At 61.6% G+C, this 18,277-nt stretch carries 18 protein-coding genes; 7 read left to right on the top strand and 11 right to left on the bottom strand.

Translation table 11 applies throughout. The annotated features are described in order from the left end of the window. Positions 1–50: 50 nt before the first annotated feature. Positions 51–683, top strand: a complete 633-nt coding sequence (rhtB, locus tag LCU97_RS14005; protein WP_232776844.1) for a homoserine/homoserine lactone efflux protein — start codon at positions 51–53, stop codon at positions 681–683. 60 nt (positions 684–743) lie between these two features. Here the strand turns inward: rhtB and LCU97_RS14000 are convergent, their stop codons facing one another. Genes LCU97_RS14000 through LCU97_RS13985 form a run of 4 tightly spaced genes read right to left on the bottom strand, consistent with a single transcriptional unit; the run spans position 744 to position 3,920 of the window. Further along, positions 744–1,487, bottom strand: a complete 744-nt coding sequence (locus LCU97_RS14000) for a hypothetical protein (protein WP_053148498.1) — start codon at positions 1,485–1,487, stop codon at positions 744–746. A gap of 3 nt (positions 1,488–1,490) precedes the next feature. Then, the gene (lpoB, locus tag LCU97_RS13995; protein ID WP_053148495.1) at positions 1,491–2,078 is read right to left on the bottom strand and encodes a penicillin-binding protein activator LpoB; all 588 of its coding nucleotides are present in this window, start codon (positions 2,076–2,078) and stop codon (positions 1,491–1,493) included. Between the two features lie 57 nt (positions 2,079–2,135). After that, a complete protein-coding gene (locus tag LCU97_RS13990; RefSeq protein ID WP_003206754.1) occupies positions 2,136–2,507 on the bottom strand; it encodes a YcfL family protein in 372 nt (123 codons plus the stop codon). Between the two features lie 18 nt (positions 2,508–2,525). Further along, a complete protein-coding gene (locus tag LCU97_RS13985; protein WP_053148492.1) occupies positions 2,526–3,920 on the bottom strand; it encodes a COG3014 family protein in 1,395 nt (464 codons plus the stop codon). A gap of 313 nt (positions 3,921–4,233) precedes the next feature. Here LCU97_RS13985 and LCU97_RS13980 point away from each other — a divergent pair, with 313 nt between their 5' ends. Continuing rightward, positions 4,234–6,132 carry a cytochrome c/FTR1 family iron permease gene (locus LCU97_RS13980; protein ID WP_053148490.1) on the top strand — a complete coding sequence of 633 codons (1,899 nt, stop codon included), beginning with the start codon at positions 4,234–4,236 and terminating at the stop codon, positions 6,130–6,132. A 50-nt stretch (positions 6,133–6,182) separates the two neighbouring features. Here LCU97_RS13980 and elbB read toward each other — a convergent pair whose 3' ends face one another. Continuing rightward, positions 6,183–6,851 (bottom strand): isoprenoid biosynthesis glyoxalase ElbB, encoded by a 669-nt coding sequence (gene elbB, locus LCU97_RS13975; RefSeq protein ID WP_053148486.1) that lies wholly within the window; start codon positions 6,849–6,851, stop codon positions 6,183–6,185. A 123-nt stretch (positions 6,852–6,974) separates the two neighbouring features. On the opposite strand from elbB, the gene LCU97_RS13970 reads away from it, so the two are divergent. After that, positions 6,975–8,222, top strand: a complete 1,248-nt coding sequence (locus tag LCU97_RS13970) for a sterol desaturase family protein (RefSeq protein WP_232776841.1) — start codon at positions 6,975–6,977, stop codon at positions 8,220–8,222. Here the strand turns inward: LCU97_RS13970 and LCU97_RS13965 are convergent. Continuing rightward, positions 8,203–8,826, bottom strand: a complete 624-nt coding sequence (locus LCU97_RS13965; RefSeq protein WP_053148480.1) for a DedA family protein — start codon at positions 8,824–8,826, stop codon at positions 8,203–8,205. The two genes, LCU97_RS13970 and LCU97_RS13965, sit on opposite strands and share 20 nt — an antisense overlap. Positions 8,827–9,053: 227 nt before the next feature. Between LCU97_RS13965 and hemB the strand changes: the two genes are divergently transcribed. Next, complete coding sequence (gene hemB, locus LCU97_RS13960; RefSeq protein ID WP_053148477.1) at positions 9,054–10,067, top strand: porphobilinogen synthase; 1,014 nt, start codon at positions 9,054–9,056, stop codon at positions 10,065–10,067. 17 nt (positions 10,068–10,084) lie between these two features. Further along, positions 10,085–12,301 (top strand): polyphosphate kinase 1, encoded by a 2,217-nt coding sequence (gene ppk1, locus LCU97_RS13955; RefSeq protein ID WP_053148474.1) that lies wholly within the window; start codon positions 10,085–10,087, stop codon positions 12,299–12,301. A gap of 61 nt (positions 12,302–12,362) precedes the next feature. Here the strand turns inward: ppk1 and ppx are convergent, their stop codons facing one another. The 5 genes from ppx to LCU97_RS13930 all read right to left on the bottom strand — a co-directional run bounded on the left by ppx (position 12,363) and on the right by LCU97_RS13930 (position 16,801). Continuing rightward, the gene (ppx, locus tag LCU97_RS13950; protein ID WP_053148471.1) at positions 12,363–13,865 is read right to left on the bottom strand and encodes an exopolyphosphatase; all 1,503 of its coding nucleotides are present in this window, start codon (positions 13,863–13,865) and stop codon (positions 12,363–12,365) included. An 89-nt stretch (positions 13,866–13,954) separates the two neighbouring features. Next, positions 13,955–14,692 (bottom strand): amino acid ABC transporter ATP-binding protein, encoded by a 738-nt coding sequence (locus LCU97_RS13945; RefSeq protein ID WP_053148468.1) that lies wholly within the window; start codon positions 14,690–14,692, stop codon positions 13,955–13,957. Further along, positions 14,679–15,329, bottom strand: coding sequence for an amino acid ABC transporter permease (locus LCU97_RS13940; RefSeq protein ID WP_053148465.1), 651 nt, complete (start codon positions 15,327–15,329; stop codon positions 14,679–14,681). Before LCU97_RS13940 ends, LCU97_RS13945 begins: the two co-directional genes overlap by 14 nt. Next, a complete protein-coding gene (locus tag LCU97_RS13935) occupies positions 15,326–15,994 on the bottom strand; it encodes an amino acid ABC transporter permease (RefSeq protein WP_053148462.1) in 669 nt (222 codons plus the stop codon). The genes LCU97_RS13940 and LCU97_RS13935 overlap by 4 nt, the downstream gene beginning before the upstream one ends. Positions 15,995–16,015: 21 nt before the next feature. Next, positions 16,016–16,801: a transporter substrate-binding domain-containing protein gene (locus tag LCU97_RS13930; RefSeq protein WP_053148459.1), complete on the bottom strand. Its 786-nt coding sequence runs from the start codon at positions 16,799–16,801 to the stop codon at positions 16,016–16,018. Between the two features lie 254 nt (positions 16,802–17,055). On the opposite strand from LCU97_RS13930, the gene LCU97_RS13925 reads away from it, so the two are divergent. Both LCU97_RS13925 and trxA read left to right on the top strand, forming a co-directional pair. Continuing rightward, a complete protein-coding gene (locus LCU97_RS13925) occupies positions 17,056–17,763 on the top strand; it encodes a FadR/GntR family transcriptional regulator (protein WP_232776839.1) in 708 nt (235 codons plus the stop codon). 122 nt (positions 17,764–17,885) lie between these two features. Continuing rightward, complete coding sequence (trxA, locus tag LCU97_RS13920; RefSeq protein WP_232776836.1) at positions 17,886–18,215, top strand: thioredoxin TrxA; 330 nt, start codon at positions 17,886–17,888, stop codon at positions 18,213–18,215. Positions 18,216–18,277: the final 62 nt, after the last annotated feature.

Here is an 18,277-nt window from a genome sequence, read left to right as displayed (position 1 = left end):
CGCCGGCGCATTAGCTTAGTCGTTTAGACGAATCTGAGCCGAGGTGTGCAATGCTGCTGGAAACATGGCTGGCGTTTTTCGCCGCTTGCTGGGTGATCAGCCTGTCGCCGGGCGCCGGTGCCATTGCATCGATGTCCAGCGGTCTACAGTACGGTTTCTGGCGCGGCTACTGGAACGCCCTGGGCCTGCAATTGGGCCTGGCCTTGCAGATCGTGATCGTCGCCGCGGGTGTTGGCGCGATCCTCACCGCGTCGGCTACGGCGTTCTATGCCATCAAGTGGTTTGGCGTTGCCTACCTGGTCTACCTGGGCATCAAACAGTGGCGGGCCATCCCCGGCGACATCAGCGACGACGCGGCGGTGCGGCCTATCGGCAACCCCATGGCGCTGGTGTTCCGCGGTTTCCTGGTCAACATCAGCAACCCCAAGGCCCTGGTCTTCATGTTGGCGGTGCTGCCGCAGTTCATCGACCCTCATGCGCCCCTGGTCAAGCAGTACCTGATCCTGGGCGTGACCATGATCTGCGTCGACCTTGTCGTCATGGCCGGCTACACCGGGCTGGCATCGAAGGTTCTGCGCCTGTTGCGTACGCCCAAGCAGCAACGGCGGATGAACCGGACCTTTGCAGGGTTGTTCATCGGCGCGGCGGGTTTGCTGGCGACGATCCGCAAGGCGGCGGTGTAAAGCCGAACGAAACCTGTGGCGAGGGGATACATACCCTCGCCACAAGGGATCGCTGAACCTTCAGCGCAGGATCACCGGCGCGCTATCCCTGGGCAGGTTATTGCGCTGCACCGGCTCGCCGGGTTGCTGGTAGCTCGGGCCACCGAGCTGTTCGCTCATCTGCCGCGCCACATCTTCGCCCAGCGCCTTGGACACCTCGCGCACGACCCGTGGGCGATTCAGGCTGATGCGCACGTCCCGGTGGTTCAACAGCTTGGTGTCCTGGCCTTCCCCCATGGCGGTGAACGCCGAGGTGATCTCGAAGGTCCTGGTGTTGATCAGGCTGAAGTCGGCCACCAGGGTCAGGGCGAGTACCGCCGAGTAGCTGTCGGTGTTGGCCAGTTCGTTGACGTCGCGGGTGAAGTCGATGTCCGACACGGTGCCGAAGAGCACGTAGTCGGCGCCCTTGAAGTGGCCGGCCTTGATGCGCTTGATCACGTCATAGACATCGCCCTTGGACGACGCGGTGTAGGGCGTGCCTTGCACCAGCTGGAACATCCCGCTGCGCAGGATCTCACCCTTGATGTCACCGGTGAACTTGCGCAGTTCACCCTGCTCGATATAGCTGCTGGTGGCTTCCATCTCGTCGTAGCTCGACGATGCACTGGCGCTGTAGGCGCCCGCCTGGAAGTTGCTCTGGGCCGAAACCGTATGGATGTATTCTTCCACCCGCTCCTGATACGCCAGGTCGGTGACGGCGACTTTCGGGGCCGCCTGCGCGCCGAACGCACAGGCCAGGGCCATGATGCCTATCCATGTGCGCATGGCTCAGCGCTCCGTGGTCTTGCGGATTTCTTTCTCGTCCATCCACTCGGCCAGACCGCTCTCGACGTCGATCAGTTGCAGGCTGAATTTGTAGAAGACGTCCTTGTAGTCGCTGCTGCGCTTGACGATCGAACTGATGGAGCCTTCGAGACGGTACTTGGCGGCGATCATGTTGCCGGTCTTGGCCACGGTACTCTTCTTGTACAGGCCGCTCTGGTTCTGCAGCTTGAGCTGGTCGACCTGGCTGTCCATGGCATTGTTGTCGCTGGCAAAGCGCGCCGCGCCGGTCTTCATCAACTGGGTCTTGATGCTGGTGGTGATCTCGCGGGTATCGATGTACTCGCTGGTCTTGTTCTTCACATCATAAACCTGGACCACGGGACGGCCCTGCAGGATGCCGGACTGGGCCAGGGAGCGGGTCATGGATTCGGCGATCATCTGCAGGTCGGTGGAACCGAACTCGTTGGTCACGGTTTCCACGGCCTTGGTGTCGCCGTAGGTGATGTTCTTGTTGCCCAATACCGGGGAGTTGTTGGCGCAGCCGCTGACCAGCAGGGCAGCGAGGGCGAGGGATGAAATGCGTAGAAACATGTGGGGCCTCTCAAAACTGAAAAAGGGAACGGTGCGCGGTGCCAGTCAGGCTTGCCCTCAAGGCGTGTTGATTTCCAACCGGAAATCCACGGCCTTGGGTGTCGGAGCGATGGCCGGCAGGAAGCTGGTCTGTTCGCCATAGAGCGTCAGGCTTTTCCAGGTTTCTTCCTCGGCGATAGGGAAACCTTCAGGTCCCAGCCAGGCGAAGCGGTAGTACATCGTCTTGTTGTTGTAGCTGGTATTACTCAGCTGCACGTTGACGGTCATGTAGCCGTTTTCCCGCGCCACGCGCATGGCGCCCACCACGATGTTCTTGGTTTTGCCCATGGCCACGACCTTGCTGGCAGCGCTGCCCGGTTCCGGTGGCGGCGGGGTGGCGCAGCCGGCCAGCAAGGCCAGGGCGCCGACGGCGATCAGTTTTAAACGCATGTGAGCAAGACTCCGTTCTTAAGGTTGCTTGAGGCTGGCGATGGCGGTCGGGTTGGCGCTCGGGATCACCCGGGCGGCCAGGCCACCGGCGAAGACCTGATTGCCCACGGCCCGCAGGCTGACCACCTGGTAACGCTGATCGACGACCACCTTGACCACGGAGCCGCCTATCGCGCTTGGCAGGGTGATTTCATGCTCGCCTTTCTTCAGGCGCAGGCGGACCACCTGGGTGTAGTCCGGCAAGGTGCGCCAGGTACGGGTGTCGGCACCTTCGAGCACGGCCGAGGTGAGGCCCACGGCCAGCCCGGCCAGCGGATTGGTTTCGTTGATCTGCTTTTGCGCCACGCCACGGGTGATGGCCCGCACGGTGGTGCGCAGGATGATGCCCGGCATGTCATCGCGCAGGGCGCGGCGGGACATGGCGGTGGTGCTGTTGAGCTGGGTCAGGTCCAGTTGCCGGCCGTCGACACCGATCTGGGCGAAGGCAGCTGTGGACGTGTCGGGCTTGATCACCGGGAACGACAATGGCGTGATGACGACATTGCCGCTGATGGGCAGGGGCAGGGGGATGCGGATCGAATCACGGGACGGCGCCAGGCCACTTTGCACCACGATCAGGACGTCGCTGTCATCGTTCTTTGCGGCAGGCTTGTCGAGGTTGAGCAATGCCTGTTCCAGCAGCGGGGTGTTGGGACGCAGCTCGGCGGCTTTGCGATAACCCGGTGCGGCCAGGTTTTTCTCGCCCAGGGCCTCATAGACGAAACCGGCCAGATAATGGCTGAATGCGCTCTGATAGCTGTTCTTGAGGCCGACCACTTCCGGGGCGTCGAGACTGGCCACCGGATAGCCCTGCAGGTCCTTGTACTCGGTCCTGACCCCTTGCTGCTCGGCCTCTTCTTCGCGCTTGAGGTACTGCTTGTCCCGCAGATCGGCGATCACCGCTTCGCGTTCGTGGGTCTTCTTGATTTGGGTCCGAGCGCCGTCAAAGTCATTCACGGCCAGCAGGTTCAGGGCCATCTGCGTGGTCAGCATGACCTTTTCGTAGTCATACCCTTCGTAGCGCCGGACCTTGTCGTTGACCAGGAAGCTACCGAATTGCGCCACGTACTTGGCGGTGTCGAGCTTGACCGCATCTTCCCATTGGCCGACCTGCTGGTCGGCGCTGGTCCAGGCCGCCTGGCTGCCGGACAGATCGCCCTTGGCGCGCAGCAACTCGCCTTTTTCGAAGAAGTACAACAGGTCCTTGTCCTTGCTGTTGTTTTTTTCCAGCAGGGTCAGGGCCGCATCGACGTTGCCAGAGGCGAGCTGTTGGTTGGTCTGGGCCAGTTCGCTGTCGTAATTACGGAAAACCGAACAGCCTGACAGCAAGGTGATCGCACCGAGAGCGACCGAGAAAACGGCACGGGAGGCCATAAACATTCTTCCCTGAGGTATCAGCCGGGTGTGCGGGTCGGGCTGGGGCGATCCACGGACATGCGTCGGAACGCTGTCGGTTCCTCGCATTCGGAGGAGCTTTTTTTGCCTCGGACATCGAGAAGGCGGCGGGATTATAAACATGGCCGTTGGCTATGTAATGGCTTTTCAATTCCTAAATGCCGTTTTTGTGACATCACTTCCAAAGCATGAAGATCCGATGAAAAAGCATCAGCGATGCATATCGGCGCTTGAGTCGAAGGCTGTGGACGTGAACAATGTGTTACTTCTTATTTCCAACTGAGAATTGTTGATGATTGCCCCGCTTCGTTTTCTGGGCTGGCTTGCACTGCCATTGCTGGCCCTGTGTAGCCCCCATTTGCTGGCCGACACCCTTGAAGGCGCCCCACAGGCGCTGCATCTGCTGGACTACATCGGTGCGGATTACCCGGCGACGGTGGAAGCGGGGAAGGTCATCGACGAGTCCGAATACCGCGAACAACTGGAATTCATCCAAGTGCTGGAGGGGCTGGTCGTTGCGCTGCCGGCCAAGCCGGAAAAGGCCGAGCTGACACAGGGCATCGGCGCCCTGCGTAACGCGATCAGCCAACGCCAGGATGGCGCCGAGGTGGCCCGAATGGCCCGCCAGATGGGGGCCCGGCTGGCGGTGGCCTATGAGGTCAGCCAGGCACCGGTCATCACCCCGGACCCCGCGCGCGGGGCACCGCTGTACGCTCAGAACTGCTCGGTTTGCCATGGCGACAGCGGCGCTGGCGATGGCCCCGCCGGTGTCGGCCTGGAGCCGCCGCCCGCCAACCTGCGCGACAGCAAACGCCTGGACAACCTGAGCCTCTACGCCATCTACAGCACCCTCGGCCTGGGCGTCGAAGGCACCGACATGCCGGCGTTCGCCGACCAGCTCGACGACCGTCAGCGCTGGGACCTGGCGACCTACATTGCCAGCTTCAGTGCCGATCCGGCCGCCGCGAAGGGCGAGCAGACCTTCAATCTCGCCGACCTGGCTCGCCAGACGCCGGCCGAAGTCCTCGCGACGCAAGGCCCAGCCGCTGCGGCCACCTTCCGCGCCCAGCGTGCCCAGCCGCCCCAGGTCCAGCGCGGCCCGGCGCAATTGCTCGACTACACTGCCGCCACCTTGGATAAAAGCATCGCGGCCTACCGTGCCGGTGAGCATGACCAGGCCTACGACCTGTCGGTAGCCGCCTATCTGGAAGGTTTCGAGCTGGTGGAGAGCTCGCTGGATAACGTGGATGCAAACGTGCGCAAGGATACGGAAAAAGCCTTGATGGCCTACCGTCAGTCCTTGCAGGACGGCCTGCCGGTGGAGCAGGCCGAACAGCGCCTGGCGGCGGCGAAGGCCAAGCTGGAGGAATCCGCGGGCTTGCTGGGCGGCGATGGCCTGAGCTGGTCGCTGAGCTACATTTCCGGCCTGCTGATCCTGTTGCGTGAGGGGCTGGAAGCGATTCTGGTACTGGCGGCCATCCTGGCATTCCTGCGCAACACCGGCCAGCAATCGGCGGTTCGCAGCGTCAACGTCGGTTGGGGGCTGGCGTTGCTCGCCGGTCTGGCGACCTGGGGCTTGGCTGCCTATGTAATCGATGTCAGCGGTGCCCAGCGTGAGCTGCTCGAAGGCGCAACGGCGCTGTTCGCCAGTGTGATGGTGTTGTGGCTGGGTGTCTGGATGCACGACCGGCGTCACGCCGCGGCCTGGCAGGACTACATCAAGAGCAGCCTGGTGGGCGGTGGTGGCCGCTTCGGTTTCGCTGTCCTGGCGTTCTTCTCAGTCTACCGCGAGCTGTTCGAAGTGATCCTGTTCTATGAAACCCTATGGCTGCAGGCCGGCCCCGCCGGGCATAACGCCGTGCTGGCCGGAGGCGCGACGGCGCTGGTGCTGCTGGTCGGGTTGGCCTGGGTGATCCTGCGCGGTTCGGCGCGTCTGCCATTGGCGCTGTTCTTCAGCATCAACGCGGCATTGCTGTGTGCGCTGTCGGTGGTATTCGCCGGCCATGGCGTGAAGGCATTGCAGGAGGCGGGGATCTTCGGGACCCGTCCGGTGCCGTTCTTCGATTTCGATTGGTTGGGCATCCACGCCGACGCTTATTCGCTGGCGGCCCAGGTGGTCGCGATCGTGGCGATTGTGGTGCTGTACGGGCGCAGCTGGGTGGCGGAGAAGCGGCGGGCTCAGGTTTTCTGATCACCTTTGTGGGAGCGAGCAAGCCCGCTCCCACAGAGAACGCGACGGTATCAGGCGTCGTTCTCGTGGGTCAGCTCCAGCACACGGTCCACCAGCTTGTTGATGCCCGATGCCGCTTCGCTGATGTTTTGCGCCAGCATGTAGGCCGGGGTGCTGACCAGTTTGCGAGCGGTGTCCTCGACGATGTCTGTCACTGGGCAATCTGTATGGGTGCCGCCCATTCTGGTCACCGCGGCGGCTGTGTCGGTATCGGTGCCGATGGTGCAGATCACGCCTGGACCATAGATCTTCGCTGCCAGGGCAGGGGAAATACAGATCAGCCCCACTGGTTTGCCGGCCTCGGCGAAGGCCTCGGCCAGCGCCAGGACTTCTGGCTGGACGGTGCAGCCTGCGCCTTCGACGGCAAAATTGGACAGGTTCTTCGCCGACCCGAAGCCTCCGGGCACGATCAAGGCATCGAAGTCCTCGGCCCTGGCCTCGCGCAAATCCTTCACGTTGCCTCGGGCAATCCGGGCCGACTCCACCAGCACGTTTCGGCTTTCGGGCATCTCTTCACCGGTCAGGTGATTGATCACATGCAATTGGGCGATGTTGGGTGCAAAGCACTGCACCTGCGCGCCGCGTTGGTCGAGGCGTAGCAAGGTGATCACGCTTTCATGGATCTCGGCGCCGTCGTACACGCCACAGCCGGAAAGGATCACTGCAACTTTTTTGCTCATGGGCTTTTCTCCAGATTCATGGCGTTAAATGTCCACTAATTTGTCACTCGTTGCCATAGGGTTATCGGGCCGCTACACCTAATCTGCCGACTATCTCCCTGCCTCGCATGACTGGGTCGCATCATGAATTTCATTCTGTATGCCGTGCCGTTCTTCTTCGTGTTGATTGCCGTCGAACTGTTGGCCGATCGCTGGCGTGGTGTCAGCCATTACCGCGTGGCTGATGCGATCAACAGCCTCAGCACCGGCGTGCTGTCTACTACCACCGGGTTGTTGACCAAGGGCGTAGGCCTGGTGACCTATGCCTTCGCCCTGGAGCACCTGGCCGTTTTCCGATTGCCCGCCGACCGGGCCTGGGTCTGGGTTCTGGCTTTTGTGTTCTACGACTTCTGTTACTACTGGCTGCATCGCATGGGGCATGAACGCAACATTCTCTGGGCCGCCCATTCGGTGCATCACCAGAGTGAGGACTACAACCTCTCCACCGCATTGCGCCAGACCAGTACAGGGTTCCTGTTGAGTTGGATTTTCTACCTGCCACTGGCCGTGTCGGGTGTCCCGCTGGTGGTGTTCGTCAGCGTCGCGGCGCTGAATCTGCTGTATCAGTTCTGGGTCCATACCCAGCACATTCCCAAGCTCGGTTGGCTGGAGTGGTGCTTCGTTACGCCGTCCAATCATCGTGCCCACCATGCGCAGAACCTTCTCTATATGGATCGCAACTACGGAGGGGTGTTCATTATTTGGGACCGTCTGTTCGGCACCTTCCAGGAGGAAGACGAGAATGAACCGGTGATTTTTGGCGTGACCACACCGTTGGCCAGCTGGAATCCCTTGTGGGCCAACCTGCAGTTCTACGCCCAACTGTGGGCCGACGCCCGGCGGGCCGAACGGTGGTGGGACAAGCTACGGATCTGGTTCATGCCCACCGGTTGGCGGCCGGCGGACGTCGCTGCGAAGTATCCTCTGAACAAACCGGACCTGAGCCGGTTTCGCAAGTTCGAGGTGCCGCTGGACGTACGCCAGCAGTGGTACGTGGCGCTGCAATTCTGTGCCTACATTGCGCTGGGCAGTTATTTGATGAATCTGGAGAGCAGCTTGCCGGTCGCCGCCTTGATGTTGGGGTGGGGGGCGGTGGCGTTCGGGGTGTTCGTGCTGGGCGTCGCCCTGGAGAATCGACCTTGGGCGTTGCGGTTGGAGCTGTTGCGGTTGGCCTCGAACCTGCCCTTGGTATGGCTGGCGCCCCTGGTCGGATTATGGCCGGCCAGCGCTCAGCTCAGCGCCATAGCCTGGGCCGGGGTACGTTGTTACAGCCTGCTCAGCGGGATTGGCTTGTATTGCTGCCGCAACCGGCTCACTCGCTGGGTGTCGTAGGTTCGCCCGACCTGGCTTGCTCCAGCCGCTCGGCCTCGAGGACTTTCCTGGCCAGTCGGGCATTCTTTAGCCGGCGGCGCAGCCACAGTCCAAAACCCAACACCAGCAGGCTGCCGAGCACCCACAGTTCATATTTCTTGATGCTGGGCAGAATGGTCTCGAGCGCGGCTCCGAAGTGGTACGCCGCCGCGGCCAGCGCGGTGGCCCAGATGGCTGCGCCAATGCCGTTGAGCAAGAGGTAGCGGCCCGGCGGATAGCCCGAGAGGCCGATAGCCACCGGCATCACCGTGCGCAGGCCGTAGACGAAGCGAAAGCTCAGAACCCAGATGTCCGGATGCCGACGAATGTGCTCCAGTGCGCGGTCACCCATCAACTGCCAGCGGGGCTTGCGAGCCAGTAGCTTGCGCCCATGCTTGCGTCCCAGGAAATACCACAGCTGATCGCCCGCGTAGCTGCCGCAGAATGCAACGACGACCACCAGGTTGATGTCCATGTAGCCACGGAACGCCAGGAAGCCTGCGAGCACGAGGATGGTTTCACCCTCGAAGAACGTGCCGATAAACAGGGCCAGGTAGCCGAAGTCATGTAGAAATTGTTGGAGCATTGTCTGGGTGCTGGCGAAATGAACGCGCAGCCTAACCCTTCAGACACATTCAGGAAAGTATCGAAATGTGTCTCGACGTGAACAATTCCTACAACGACAATAACTGCGACGACGGGTCACAGGTCCAGAACATTGCCGCTCGGGCGCAACACTTCTGTAATGTGTTCGTCATAATGACCGCTTATAACTGTCACGCTTGCCCGTCAGCGCGGGCTCAGGAGTCTGCCGTGAGCTTTACCCCCGCCAACCGTCTTTTCCCCGCCACCCGCCTGCGTCGCAATCGTCGTGATGAGTTCTCTCGTCGGCTCGTGCGTGAAAACGTGTTGACCACCAATGACCTGATCCTGCCGGTGTTCGTGTTGGACGGTGAAAACCGTCGCGAAGCAGTGACGTCGATGCCCGGCGTGGAGCGCCTGACCATCGATCTGTTGCTCGAAGAAGCCGCCAAATGGGTTGAGCTGGGGATTCCGGCGCTGGCGTTGTTCCCGGTAACGCCGCCGGCGCTCAAATCCCTGGACGCCGCCGAAGCCTGGAATCCAGAGGGCATCGCCCAGCGAGCGACCCGCGCCTTGCGCGAGCGTTTCCCTGAGTTGGGTGTAATCACCGACGTTGCGCTGGATCCGTTCACCACCCACGGACAGGACGGCATCCTCGATGAAGAGGGCTATGTGCAGAACGACGTCACGGTCGATGCGCTGGTCAAGCAGGCGCTGTCCCACGCCGAGGCCGGCGCCCAGGTAGTGGCGCCGTCGGACATGATGGACGGTCGCATCCAGGCGATCCGCGAAGCTCTTGAAGTGGCGGGTCACGTCAATGTGCGGATCATGGCCTATTCGGCCAAGTACGCCAGCGCCTATTACGGTCCGTTCCGCGATGCCGTCGGTTCGGCCCTGAACCTGGGCAAGGCCAACAAGGCCTCCTATCAGATGGACCCTGCCAACAGCCAGGAAGCCTTGCACGAAGTGGCGGCGGACTTGTCGGAAGGGGCCGACATGGTGATGGTCAAGCCGGGCATGCCGTACCTCGACATTCTCTGCCGGGTCAAAGACGAATTCAAAGTGCCGACCTTTGTCTACCAGGTCAGCGGCGAGTACGCCATGCACATGGCGGCGATCCAGAACGGCTGGTTGAGCGAAGGGGTGATTCTCGAATCCTTGACCGCTTTTAAACGCGCCGGCGCTGATGGCATCCTGACTTACTTCGCCGTGCGCGCTGCCCAATTGCTACGAGAGCAGAAATAGCCTCCCAGGAACTTGCGATGAATACCGAAGGACTCACTGAAGTTGCCGTAAAAGACGCTCAACCCGTGGTCGAGCAAATCGACGAGACGCCACCGGAGCTGGAGCCTGCTCCCCCGGTGGCTACCGAGCCAGCCCCGGTTCCGGCGATTGCGATCCCCAACCTGGATGACAGCAGCCTGTACATCCATCGCGAGTTGTCGCAACTGCAATTCAACATCCGCGTGCTGGAACAGGCGCTGGACGAGTCTTATCCGTTGTTGGAGCGGCTGAAGTTCCTGCTGATCTTTTCCAGCAACCTCGATGAGTTCTTCGAGATTCGCGTCGCCGGCCTGAAGAAGCAGATCACCTTCGCCCGCGAACAGGCCGGCGCCGACGGCCTGCAACCCCATCAGGCCCTGGCGCGCATCAGCGAACTGGTTCACGACCAGGTCGACCGCCAGTATGCGATCCTCAACGACATTCTGTTGCCGGAGCTGGAAAAGCATCAGGTGCGCTTCATTCGTCGCCGCTATTGGACCACCAAGCTCAAGGCCTGGGTGCGCCGCTATTTCCGTGACGAGATTGCGCCTATCATCACGCCGATCGGCCTTGACCCGACTCACCCGTTTCCGTTGCTGGTCAACAAGAGCCTGAACTTCATCGTCGAGCTGGAGGGCATCGATGCCTTCGGTCGCGATTCCGGTCTGGCGATCATCCCCGCGCCACGCCTGTTGCCGCGCATCATCCGTGTGCCGGAGGACGTCGGCGGCCCTGGCGACAACTATGTATTCCTGTCGTCGATGATCCATGCCCACGCCGATGACCTGTTCCAAGGCATGAAAGTGAAGGGTTGCTACCAATTCCGCCTGACGCGTAACGCCGACCTGTCGGTGGACACCGAGGACGTCGAGGACCTGGCCCGCGCCCTGCGCGGTGAGCTGTTCTCCCGGCGCTATGGCGATGCGGTGCGCCTGGAAGTGGCCGACACCTGCCCGAAACATCTGTCCGATTACCTGCTCAAGCAGTTCAACCTGCATGAGACCGAGCTGTACCAGGTCAATGGCCCGGTCAACCTCACCCGTCTGTTCAGCATCACCGGCCTGGACAGTCATCCGGAACTGCAATATTCGCCGTTCACGCCACAGATCCCGAAATTGCTGCAAAACAGCGAGAACATTTTCAGCGTGATCAGCAAGCAGGACATCCTGCTGTTGCACCCGTTCGAGTCGTTCACTCCGGTAGTCGACCTGCTGCGCCAGGCCGCCAAGGACCCGCACGTCCTGGCGGTGCGCCAGACCCTGTACCGCAGCGGCGCCAACTCGGAAATCGTCGATGCCTTGGTGGATGCGGCGCGAAACGGCAAGGAGGTCACGGCGGTGATCGAATTGCGGGCGCGCTTCGATGAAGAGTCCAACCTGCAACTGGCCAGCCGTCTGCAAGCGGCCGGCGCGGTGGTGATCTATGGCGTGGTCGGCTTCAAGACCCACGCCAAGATGATGCTCATCCTGCGGCGCGAGGCCGGTGAGATTGTGCGTTACGCCCACCTGGGCACCGGCAACTACCACGCGGCCAACGCCCGTCTATACACCGACTACAGCCTGCTGACGTCCGACGATGCCTTGTGCGAAGACGTCGGCAAACTGTTCAGCCAGTTGATCGGCATGGGCAAGACCTTGCGCATGAAGAAACTGATGCATGCGCCGTTCACCCTGAAAAAGGGCATGCTCGACATGATCACCCGGGAAACCCAGTTCGCCCTGGATGGCAAGCCGGCGCACATCATTGCCAAGTTCAACTCGCTGACCGATCCGAAAATCATCCGTGCGTTGTACAAGGCCAGTCAGTCGGGCGTGCGCATCGACCTGGTGGTGCGTGGCATGTGCTGCCTGCGCCCGGGCATCCCCGGGGTTTCCCATAACATCCACGTGCGCTCGATCATTGGCCGCTTCCTGGAACACACGCGGGTGTTCTACTTCCTGAATGGTGGCGAGGAGCAGATGTTCCTGTCCAGCGCCGACTGGATGGAGCGCAACCTCGACAAGCGCGTCGAGACCTGCTTCCCGGTAGAGGGCAAGAAACTGATCCTGCGGGTGAAGAAAGAGCTGGAAAGCTACCTCACCGACAATACCCACAGTTGGAGCCTGCAATCGGACGGCCGCTACATCCGTAACACGCCGACAGGCAACCAGAACCCACGCAGCGCCCAGGCGACCTTGCTGGAGCGCTTGAGCAGCCCGGTGCTGCCGGTTCGCTAGAGGTTTGCGGGAGGGGGCAGGCTCTGCTCCCTCGCCACAGGAGACTCTCACCGCCGCCTGATCAGTGGATATTCAGCACGATCCCGACACGAGCCAGCCATTCCGCTTCCAGGGCGAAGTCGGCCTGGGTCAGTTGGTTTTCTTCCAGCCAGCCGTCGGGAAACATCACATCCAGTTGATCGCCGTCGGCGTGCAGAGCTACCTGGGGCATTTCCTGGGTGCCGCGGATGTGGTGGAACAGGATTGCGAAACGCAGCAACACGCACAGGCGAATCAGCTTGATGCCGTCATCGCCGAACTCAGTGAACTTGTCCTTGGGAATATTGCGCCGGTGGCCACGCACCAGCAGGGCGAGCATTTGCTGGTCTTCCCGGGAAAAACCCGCCAGGTCGGAGTGTTCGATCAGGTAGGCGCCGTGCTTGTGATAATGATAGTGGGCAATGTCCAGGCCCACTTCATGCACCTTGGCGGCCCAGCCCAGCAGTTCGCGCCAGATACCGTCGTTCAGGTCCCAGTCCTCGGCCACCTGGTCGAAGGCGTGCAGCGCCTTGCGTTCGACGCGCACGGCCTGCTCCAGATCGACGTGGTAACGCTCCATGAGCGAACCCAGAGTGCGCTCGCGGACGTCTTCGTGGTGATGGCGTCCCAACAGGTCGTAGAGCACGCCTTCGCGCAGGGCGCCTTCGCAATGGTCCATGCGTTGCAGTTCGAGGGCGTCGAAAATGGCCTCGAGAATCGCCAGGCCGGCCGGGAAAATTGCCCGGCGGTCGGGCTTGATGCCTTCGAAGTCGATCTTGTCCGATTCACCGAGCTTGAACAGCCTGCGCTTGAGCCAGGCCAGGCCCTCGGCGTTGACTTCGCCGTTGCCATGGCCGCCGGCCTTGAGCGCCAGGCCGATGGCGCGAATGGTGCCCGAGGAACCGATGGCTTCGTCCCAGGTCAGGCGGTGCAGGGCGTGTTCGATACTCATGATTTCCAGCCGTGCCGCCGTGTAGGCCTGGGCGTAGCGGGCCGGGGTGATCTTGCCGTCGCGGAAATAACGCTGGGTGTAGCTGACGCAGCCCATTTGCAGGCTTTCGCGCAGCAGGGGCTCGAAGCGCTGGCCGATGATGAACTCCGTACTGCCGCCACCAATGTCCGCCACCAGGCGCTTGCCGGGGGTGTCGGCCAGGGTGTGGGAGACGCCCAGGTAGATCAGGCGGGCTTCTTCACGGCCGGAGATGACTTCCACCGGGTGACCGAGGATTTCCTCGGCGCGGCGGATGAATTCGCCACGGTTGCGCGCCTCGCGCAGGGCGTTGGTGCCCACGATCCGCACTGCGCCCAGGGGCATGCCGTTGATCAATTGTGCAAACCGCTTGAGACAGTCGAGCCCACGCTGGATGGATTCTTCGCTCAGGCGGCGCTCTTCGTCGATGCCGGCAGCCAGCTGGACCTTGTCACCGAGCCGTTCGAGAATCCGTATTTCCCCGTTCTGGGCCTTGGCGACGACCATGTGGAAACTGTTGGAGCCCAGGTCTATGGCGGCGATCAGGGACAGATTCTTGGCTTGGGATGGCGGCATGGTCAGGAAGTCTCGGTCGATAACCTTGCCATCCTGCCACGATCGACCGCTTACGCCAATGATGGAGCCAGGACCGGCGCCACAATGCTTCAGGCCACGGACTCGACCGTCCCGATGAAGTTTGCCAGCTCTGCTGTCTGTGGATGGGCGAACAGCACCTTGGGATCCCCCGCTTCATGCACCTTGCCCTGGTGCATGAATACAAGCTTGTCCCCCACCTCACGGGCGAACCGCATTTCGTGGGTGACCATGATCAATGTCATGCCTTCTTTGGCCAACTGTCGGACCACATTGAGCACTTCATTGACCAGTTCGGGGTCCAGGGCCGAGGTGATTTCATCGCACAGCAAGACCTTGGGGGACATCGCCAGCGCCCGGGCAATGGCTACCCGCTGCTGCTGGCCACCGGAGAGACGCTCCGGGAATGCATCGAATTTCTCGCCGAGCCCGACCCGCTCCAGCATCTGTCGCGCCAGTTCGGCGGCCTTGGCCTTGGATACTTTCTGTACGACCTGAGGGGCGAGCATGACGTTTTCGCCAACGGTCAGGTGCGGGAACAGGTTGAACTGTTGGAACACCATTCCGACTTTCTGGCGCAGACTGCGCAGATCGGCGCGGGCGGCGTCGAGGTATTCGCCGTCCACTTCGATCACACCGTCGTTGATCGATTCCAGGCCATTGAGGGTGCGCAGCAAGGTGGATTTGCCCGAACCGCTGCGGCCGATGATCGCGACCACCTGGCCTTCCTCGATGCTCAGGTCGATGCCTTTGAGTACGTGATGGTCGCCATAGTATTTATGCAGGGCGGAAATTCTAAGCAGAGGCATGCAGTCTCCTTTCCAGGTAGCGCGCACTGAGGGACAAGGGGTAGCAGAGCAGGAAGTAACCGAGGGCCACCAGGCCATACACCATAAAGGGCTCGAACGTGGCGTTGGCGAGCATGCCGCCGGTCTTGGTCAGTTCGGTGAAGCCAATGATCGAGGTGACTGCCGTGCCTTTGATCACTTGCACCGAGAACCCGACGGTCGGTGCCACGGCGATGCGCAGTGCCTGGGGCAGGATCACGTAGCGCAACTGCTCCAGCCGGTTCAGTGCCAGGCTGGAAGAGGCTTCCCATTGGCCATGGGGGATGGCCTCGACGCAACCGCGCCAGATCTCCGCCAGGTAGGCGCTGGTAAACAGCGTGAGGGCAATTGCCGCTGCCATCCAGGGCGAAATCTCCACCCCGGCCAGGGCTACGCCGAAGAACACCAGGAACAGTTGCATCAGCAAGGGTGTGCCCTGGAACAGCTCGATATAGGTACGGGCGACATGGCGGGTCAGGGTGCCCTTGGCGATGCGCAGCACCAGGACCAGCAAACCGATCACGCCCCCACCGATAAACGCCACCAGGGACAACGCCAGGGTCCATTGCAGGCCCGTGAGCAGGTTGCGCACCACGTCCCAGAAAGTGAAATCGCTCATTGGGCGCTCCGGTACAGGCAGCGGCGGCCCAGCCAGTTCAGGAACTGGCGGATCAGCAGCGCCATGCACAAATAGATCAGGGTCGTCAGCGCATAAGTTTCAAAGGCGCGGAAATTGCGCGATTGGATGAAGTTGGCGGCGAAACTCAACTCTTCGGTGGCGATCTGGGAACAGACCGCCGAGCCCAGCATCACGATGATGATCTGACTGCTCAGGGCCGGCCAGACCTTGCCCAGCGCTGGTAGCAGCACCACGTGACGAAAGGCCTCGAAGCGGCTCATCGCCAAGGCCGCAGCGGCTTCCAGCTGTCCTCGAGGGATGGCCTGGATGCCGGCGCGGATAATTTCGGTGGAATAGGCCCCCAGGTTGATCACCATCGCCAACACCGCCGCCTGCCATTCGGAAATCTGCAGGCCCAGGGACGGCAAGCCGAAGAAGATGAAGAACAGCTGCACCAGGAATGGCGTGTTGCGGATCAACTCCACGTACACGCCGAAAATCGCGGCGAATGGCCGGATATCCCACGCTCGCACTACGGCGCCCACGATACCCAGGCCGACCCCGAAGAGTGCGCCTATGGCCGTCAACTCCAGAGTGAACAGCGCGCCGCGCACCAGCAGCTCGGTGTTTTGCACCACCGGCAGGAAATCGAACTGATAAGCCATGCTCAGCCCCTTAAACGTCGTTCAGAGGTCGGCCGGCAGTGGCTGTTTCAGCCAGGTCTGCGAATTTTTCTCCAGGCTGCCGTCTGCCTTGGCCGTGGCGAGGATCTGGTTGACCTTGTCCAGCAGCGCCGGCTCGTTCTTGTTCACGCCGACATACACCGGCGAGTCCTTGAGCTTCACTTTCAAGGCCGGCACACGCTTGGGGTTGCGTTCGCTGATGGCCACCATCACCACGTTGCCGCTGGCGATCAGGTCCACCTGGCCGGCGAGATAGGCGGCGATGGTCGAGTTGTTGTCTTCGAAGCGTTTGATGGTGGCGTCTTGCGGCGCAACCTTGGTCAGCTCGATGTCTTCAATGGCGCCACGGGTGACACTGATGGTCTTGCCCTTGAGATCATCCAGGCCATTGATAGTCGCCTCGGGCGGGCCGAACACGGCGAGGTAGAACGGCGCATAGGCGCTGGAAAAGTCGATGACCTTCTCACGTTCCGGGTTCTTGCCCAGGCTGGAGATCACCAGATCAACCTTGCCGGTGGTCAGGAAGGGAATGCGGTTGGTGCTGTTGACCGGCGTCAGTTCAAGCTTGACCTTGAGCTGATCGGCCAGCAGCTTCGCCGTATCGATGTCCAGGCCCCGGGGTTTCATGTCCGGGCCTACCGAGCCAAAGGGTGGAAAGTCCTGGGGCACCGCGACTTTCAGGGTGCCGCGCTTGACCACATCTTCAAGGCCATCGGCGTGTGCGGGAATCTGACAAAGCATCAAGCTGGCAAACAGGGCAGTGAGCAGGGCGCTGAAACGCGGGGTCATGGCGTATCTCCGGGATCGGTGATGTGGTTTCTGCATTGCGACAGAGCACGGTGCGTGCCAAGGCGATTTTCCGGTGGTGAAAGCCTCGGTTTTACTGGTGAGAGGCGGTCTTACTGGTCTGAACAGTTGCGCCGCATTTCGCACCGTTATCGAGCGTTGGTATTGGCCGCCGAACCCCGCTGGGGCACGACTTGCCGGGCGCGCCGAATAGCTTTACAACTAGCCGCTCACTGGTCCGGTCTGTCGAAAAGAACATGAATTCCACCCCTCGCGCCGTCCCTGAAGTGGCGTTGCAAGCCATCCGCAAACTGATCGTCGAACAGGGCTTCGGTCCGGGCGATGCGCTGCCGTCGCAACGCGATCTGGCCGTGCGATTGGGCGTGAGTCGGGCATCGCTGCGCGAGGCGCTTTCGTCGTTGAGCGCCTTGGGCATGATCAGCGTGCAGCCGGGCAAAGGGGTGTTCGTGCAGTCCCAGGTGGACGTTTCGCGCAACGAGTCGACCCCGGCCTGGCCGTTCGCAGCCCAGGCCTCGCCAATGGACATTTTCCAGTTGCGTTATGCGCTGGAAGGCTTCGCGGCCGGGTTGGCGGCGGTGACGCTGACTCCCGGGGAGCTCGACGTGCTGGAGGACAATGTCGAAGCCATGCGCCGGGAGTTGAAGTCAGGGCATTTTGACGCGGCGGCACGACTGGATTTCGAATTCCATCGACGAATCCTGCTGGCCAGCGGCAACCAGGCAATGCTGAGCATCCTCTCTGCCAGCGCCGAGATCTTCCTGGAGAGCCAGAAGCTACCGTTCATCAGGGCCGAGCGGGCCATGGAAACCTGGCAGGAGCACCGCAAGATCCTCCGCGCACTGGCCCGCCGTGCATCGGGCCCCGCGCAAAAAGCCATGCAGGAACATGTACGTAACGCTGCGCTGCGCACCGGAATCGCCTTTGTCGCCCCCGCTGCTTCTTGAGCCGGGCGATACACGGTTGCATGCTCCGTCATAGCGAGACTCAATCAACTGCGGCTTCCTGAACCCGGGAAGGGCCGCTATGATGGGCCACGTTTTTTTTGCTGACAACCCCGGAGAATTCCATGAGCAGCGATCTGATCAAACACGTTAGCGACGCTAGCTTCGAGGCTGACGTAATCAATGCCGAAGGCGCGGTACTGGTCGACTATTGGGCTGAGTGGTGCGGTCCGTGCAAGATGATCGCGCCGGTCCTGGACGAAATTGCCGAGACCTACAAGGGCAAGCTGACCGTTGCCAAGCTGAACATTGACGAAAACCAGGAGACTCCGGCCAAGCACGGCGTGCGTGGTATCCCGACCCTGATGCTGTTCAAGAACGGCAACGTCGAAGCCACCAAGGTCGGCGCACTGTCGAAGTCGCAGCTGGCGGCCTTCATCGACGCCAACCTCTAAGCGCTGAATGCCGTTGTAAAAGCCCCGCCAATCGCGGGGCTTTTTCGTTCTGCGGGGCTAGA

This window comes from Pseudomonas uvaldensis, assembly GCF_021271205.1.
In the GTDB taxonomy this organism is placed as follows: domain Bacteria; phylum Pseudomonadota; class Gammaproteobacteria; order Pseudomonadales; family Pseudomonadaceae; genus Aquipseudomonas; species Aquipseudomonas uvaldensis.
This window is presented reverse-complemented; position numbering and strand designations above follow the sequence as displayed.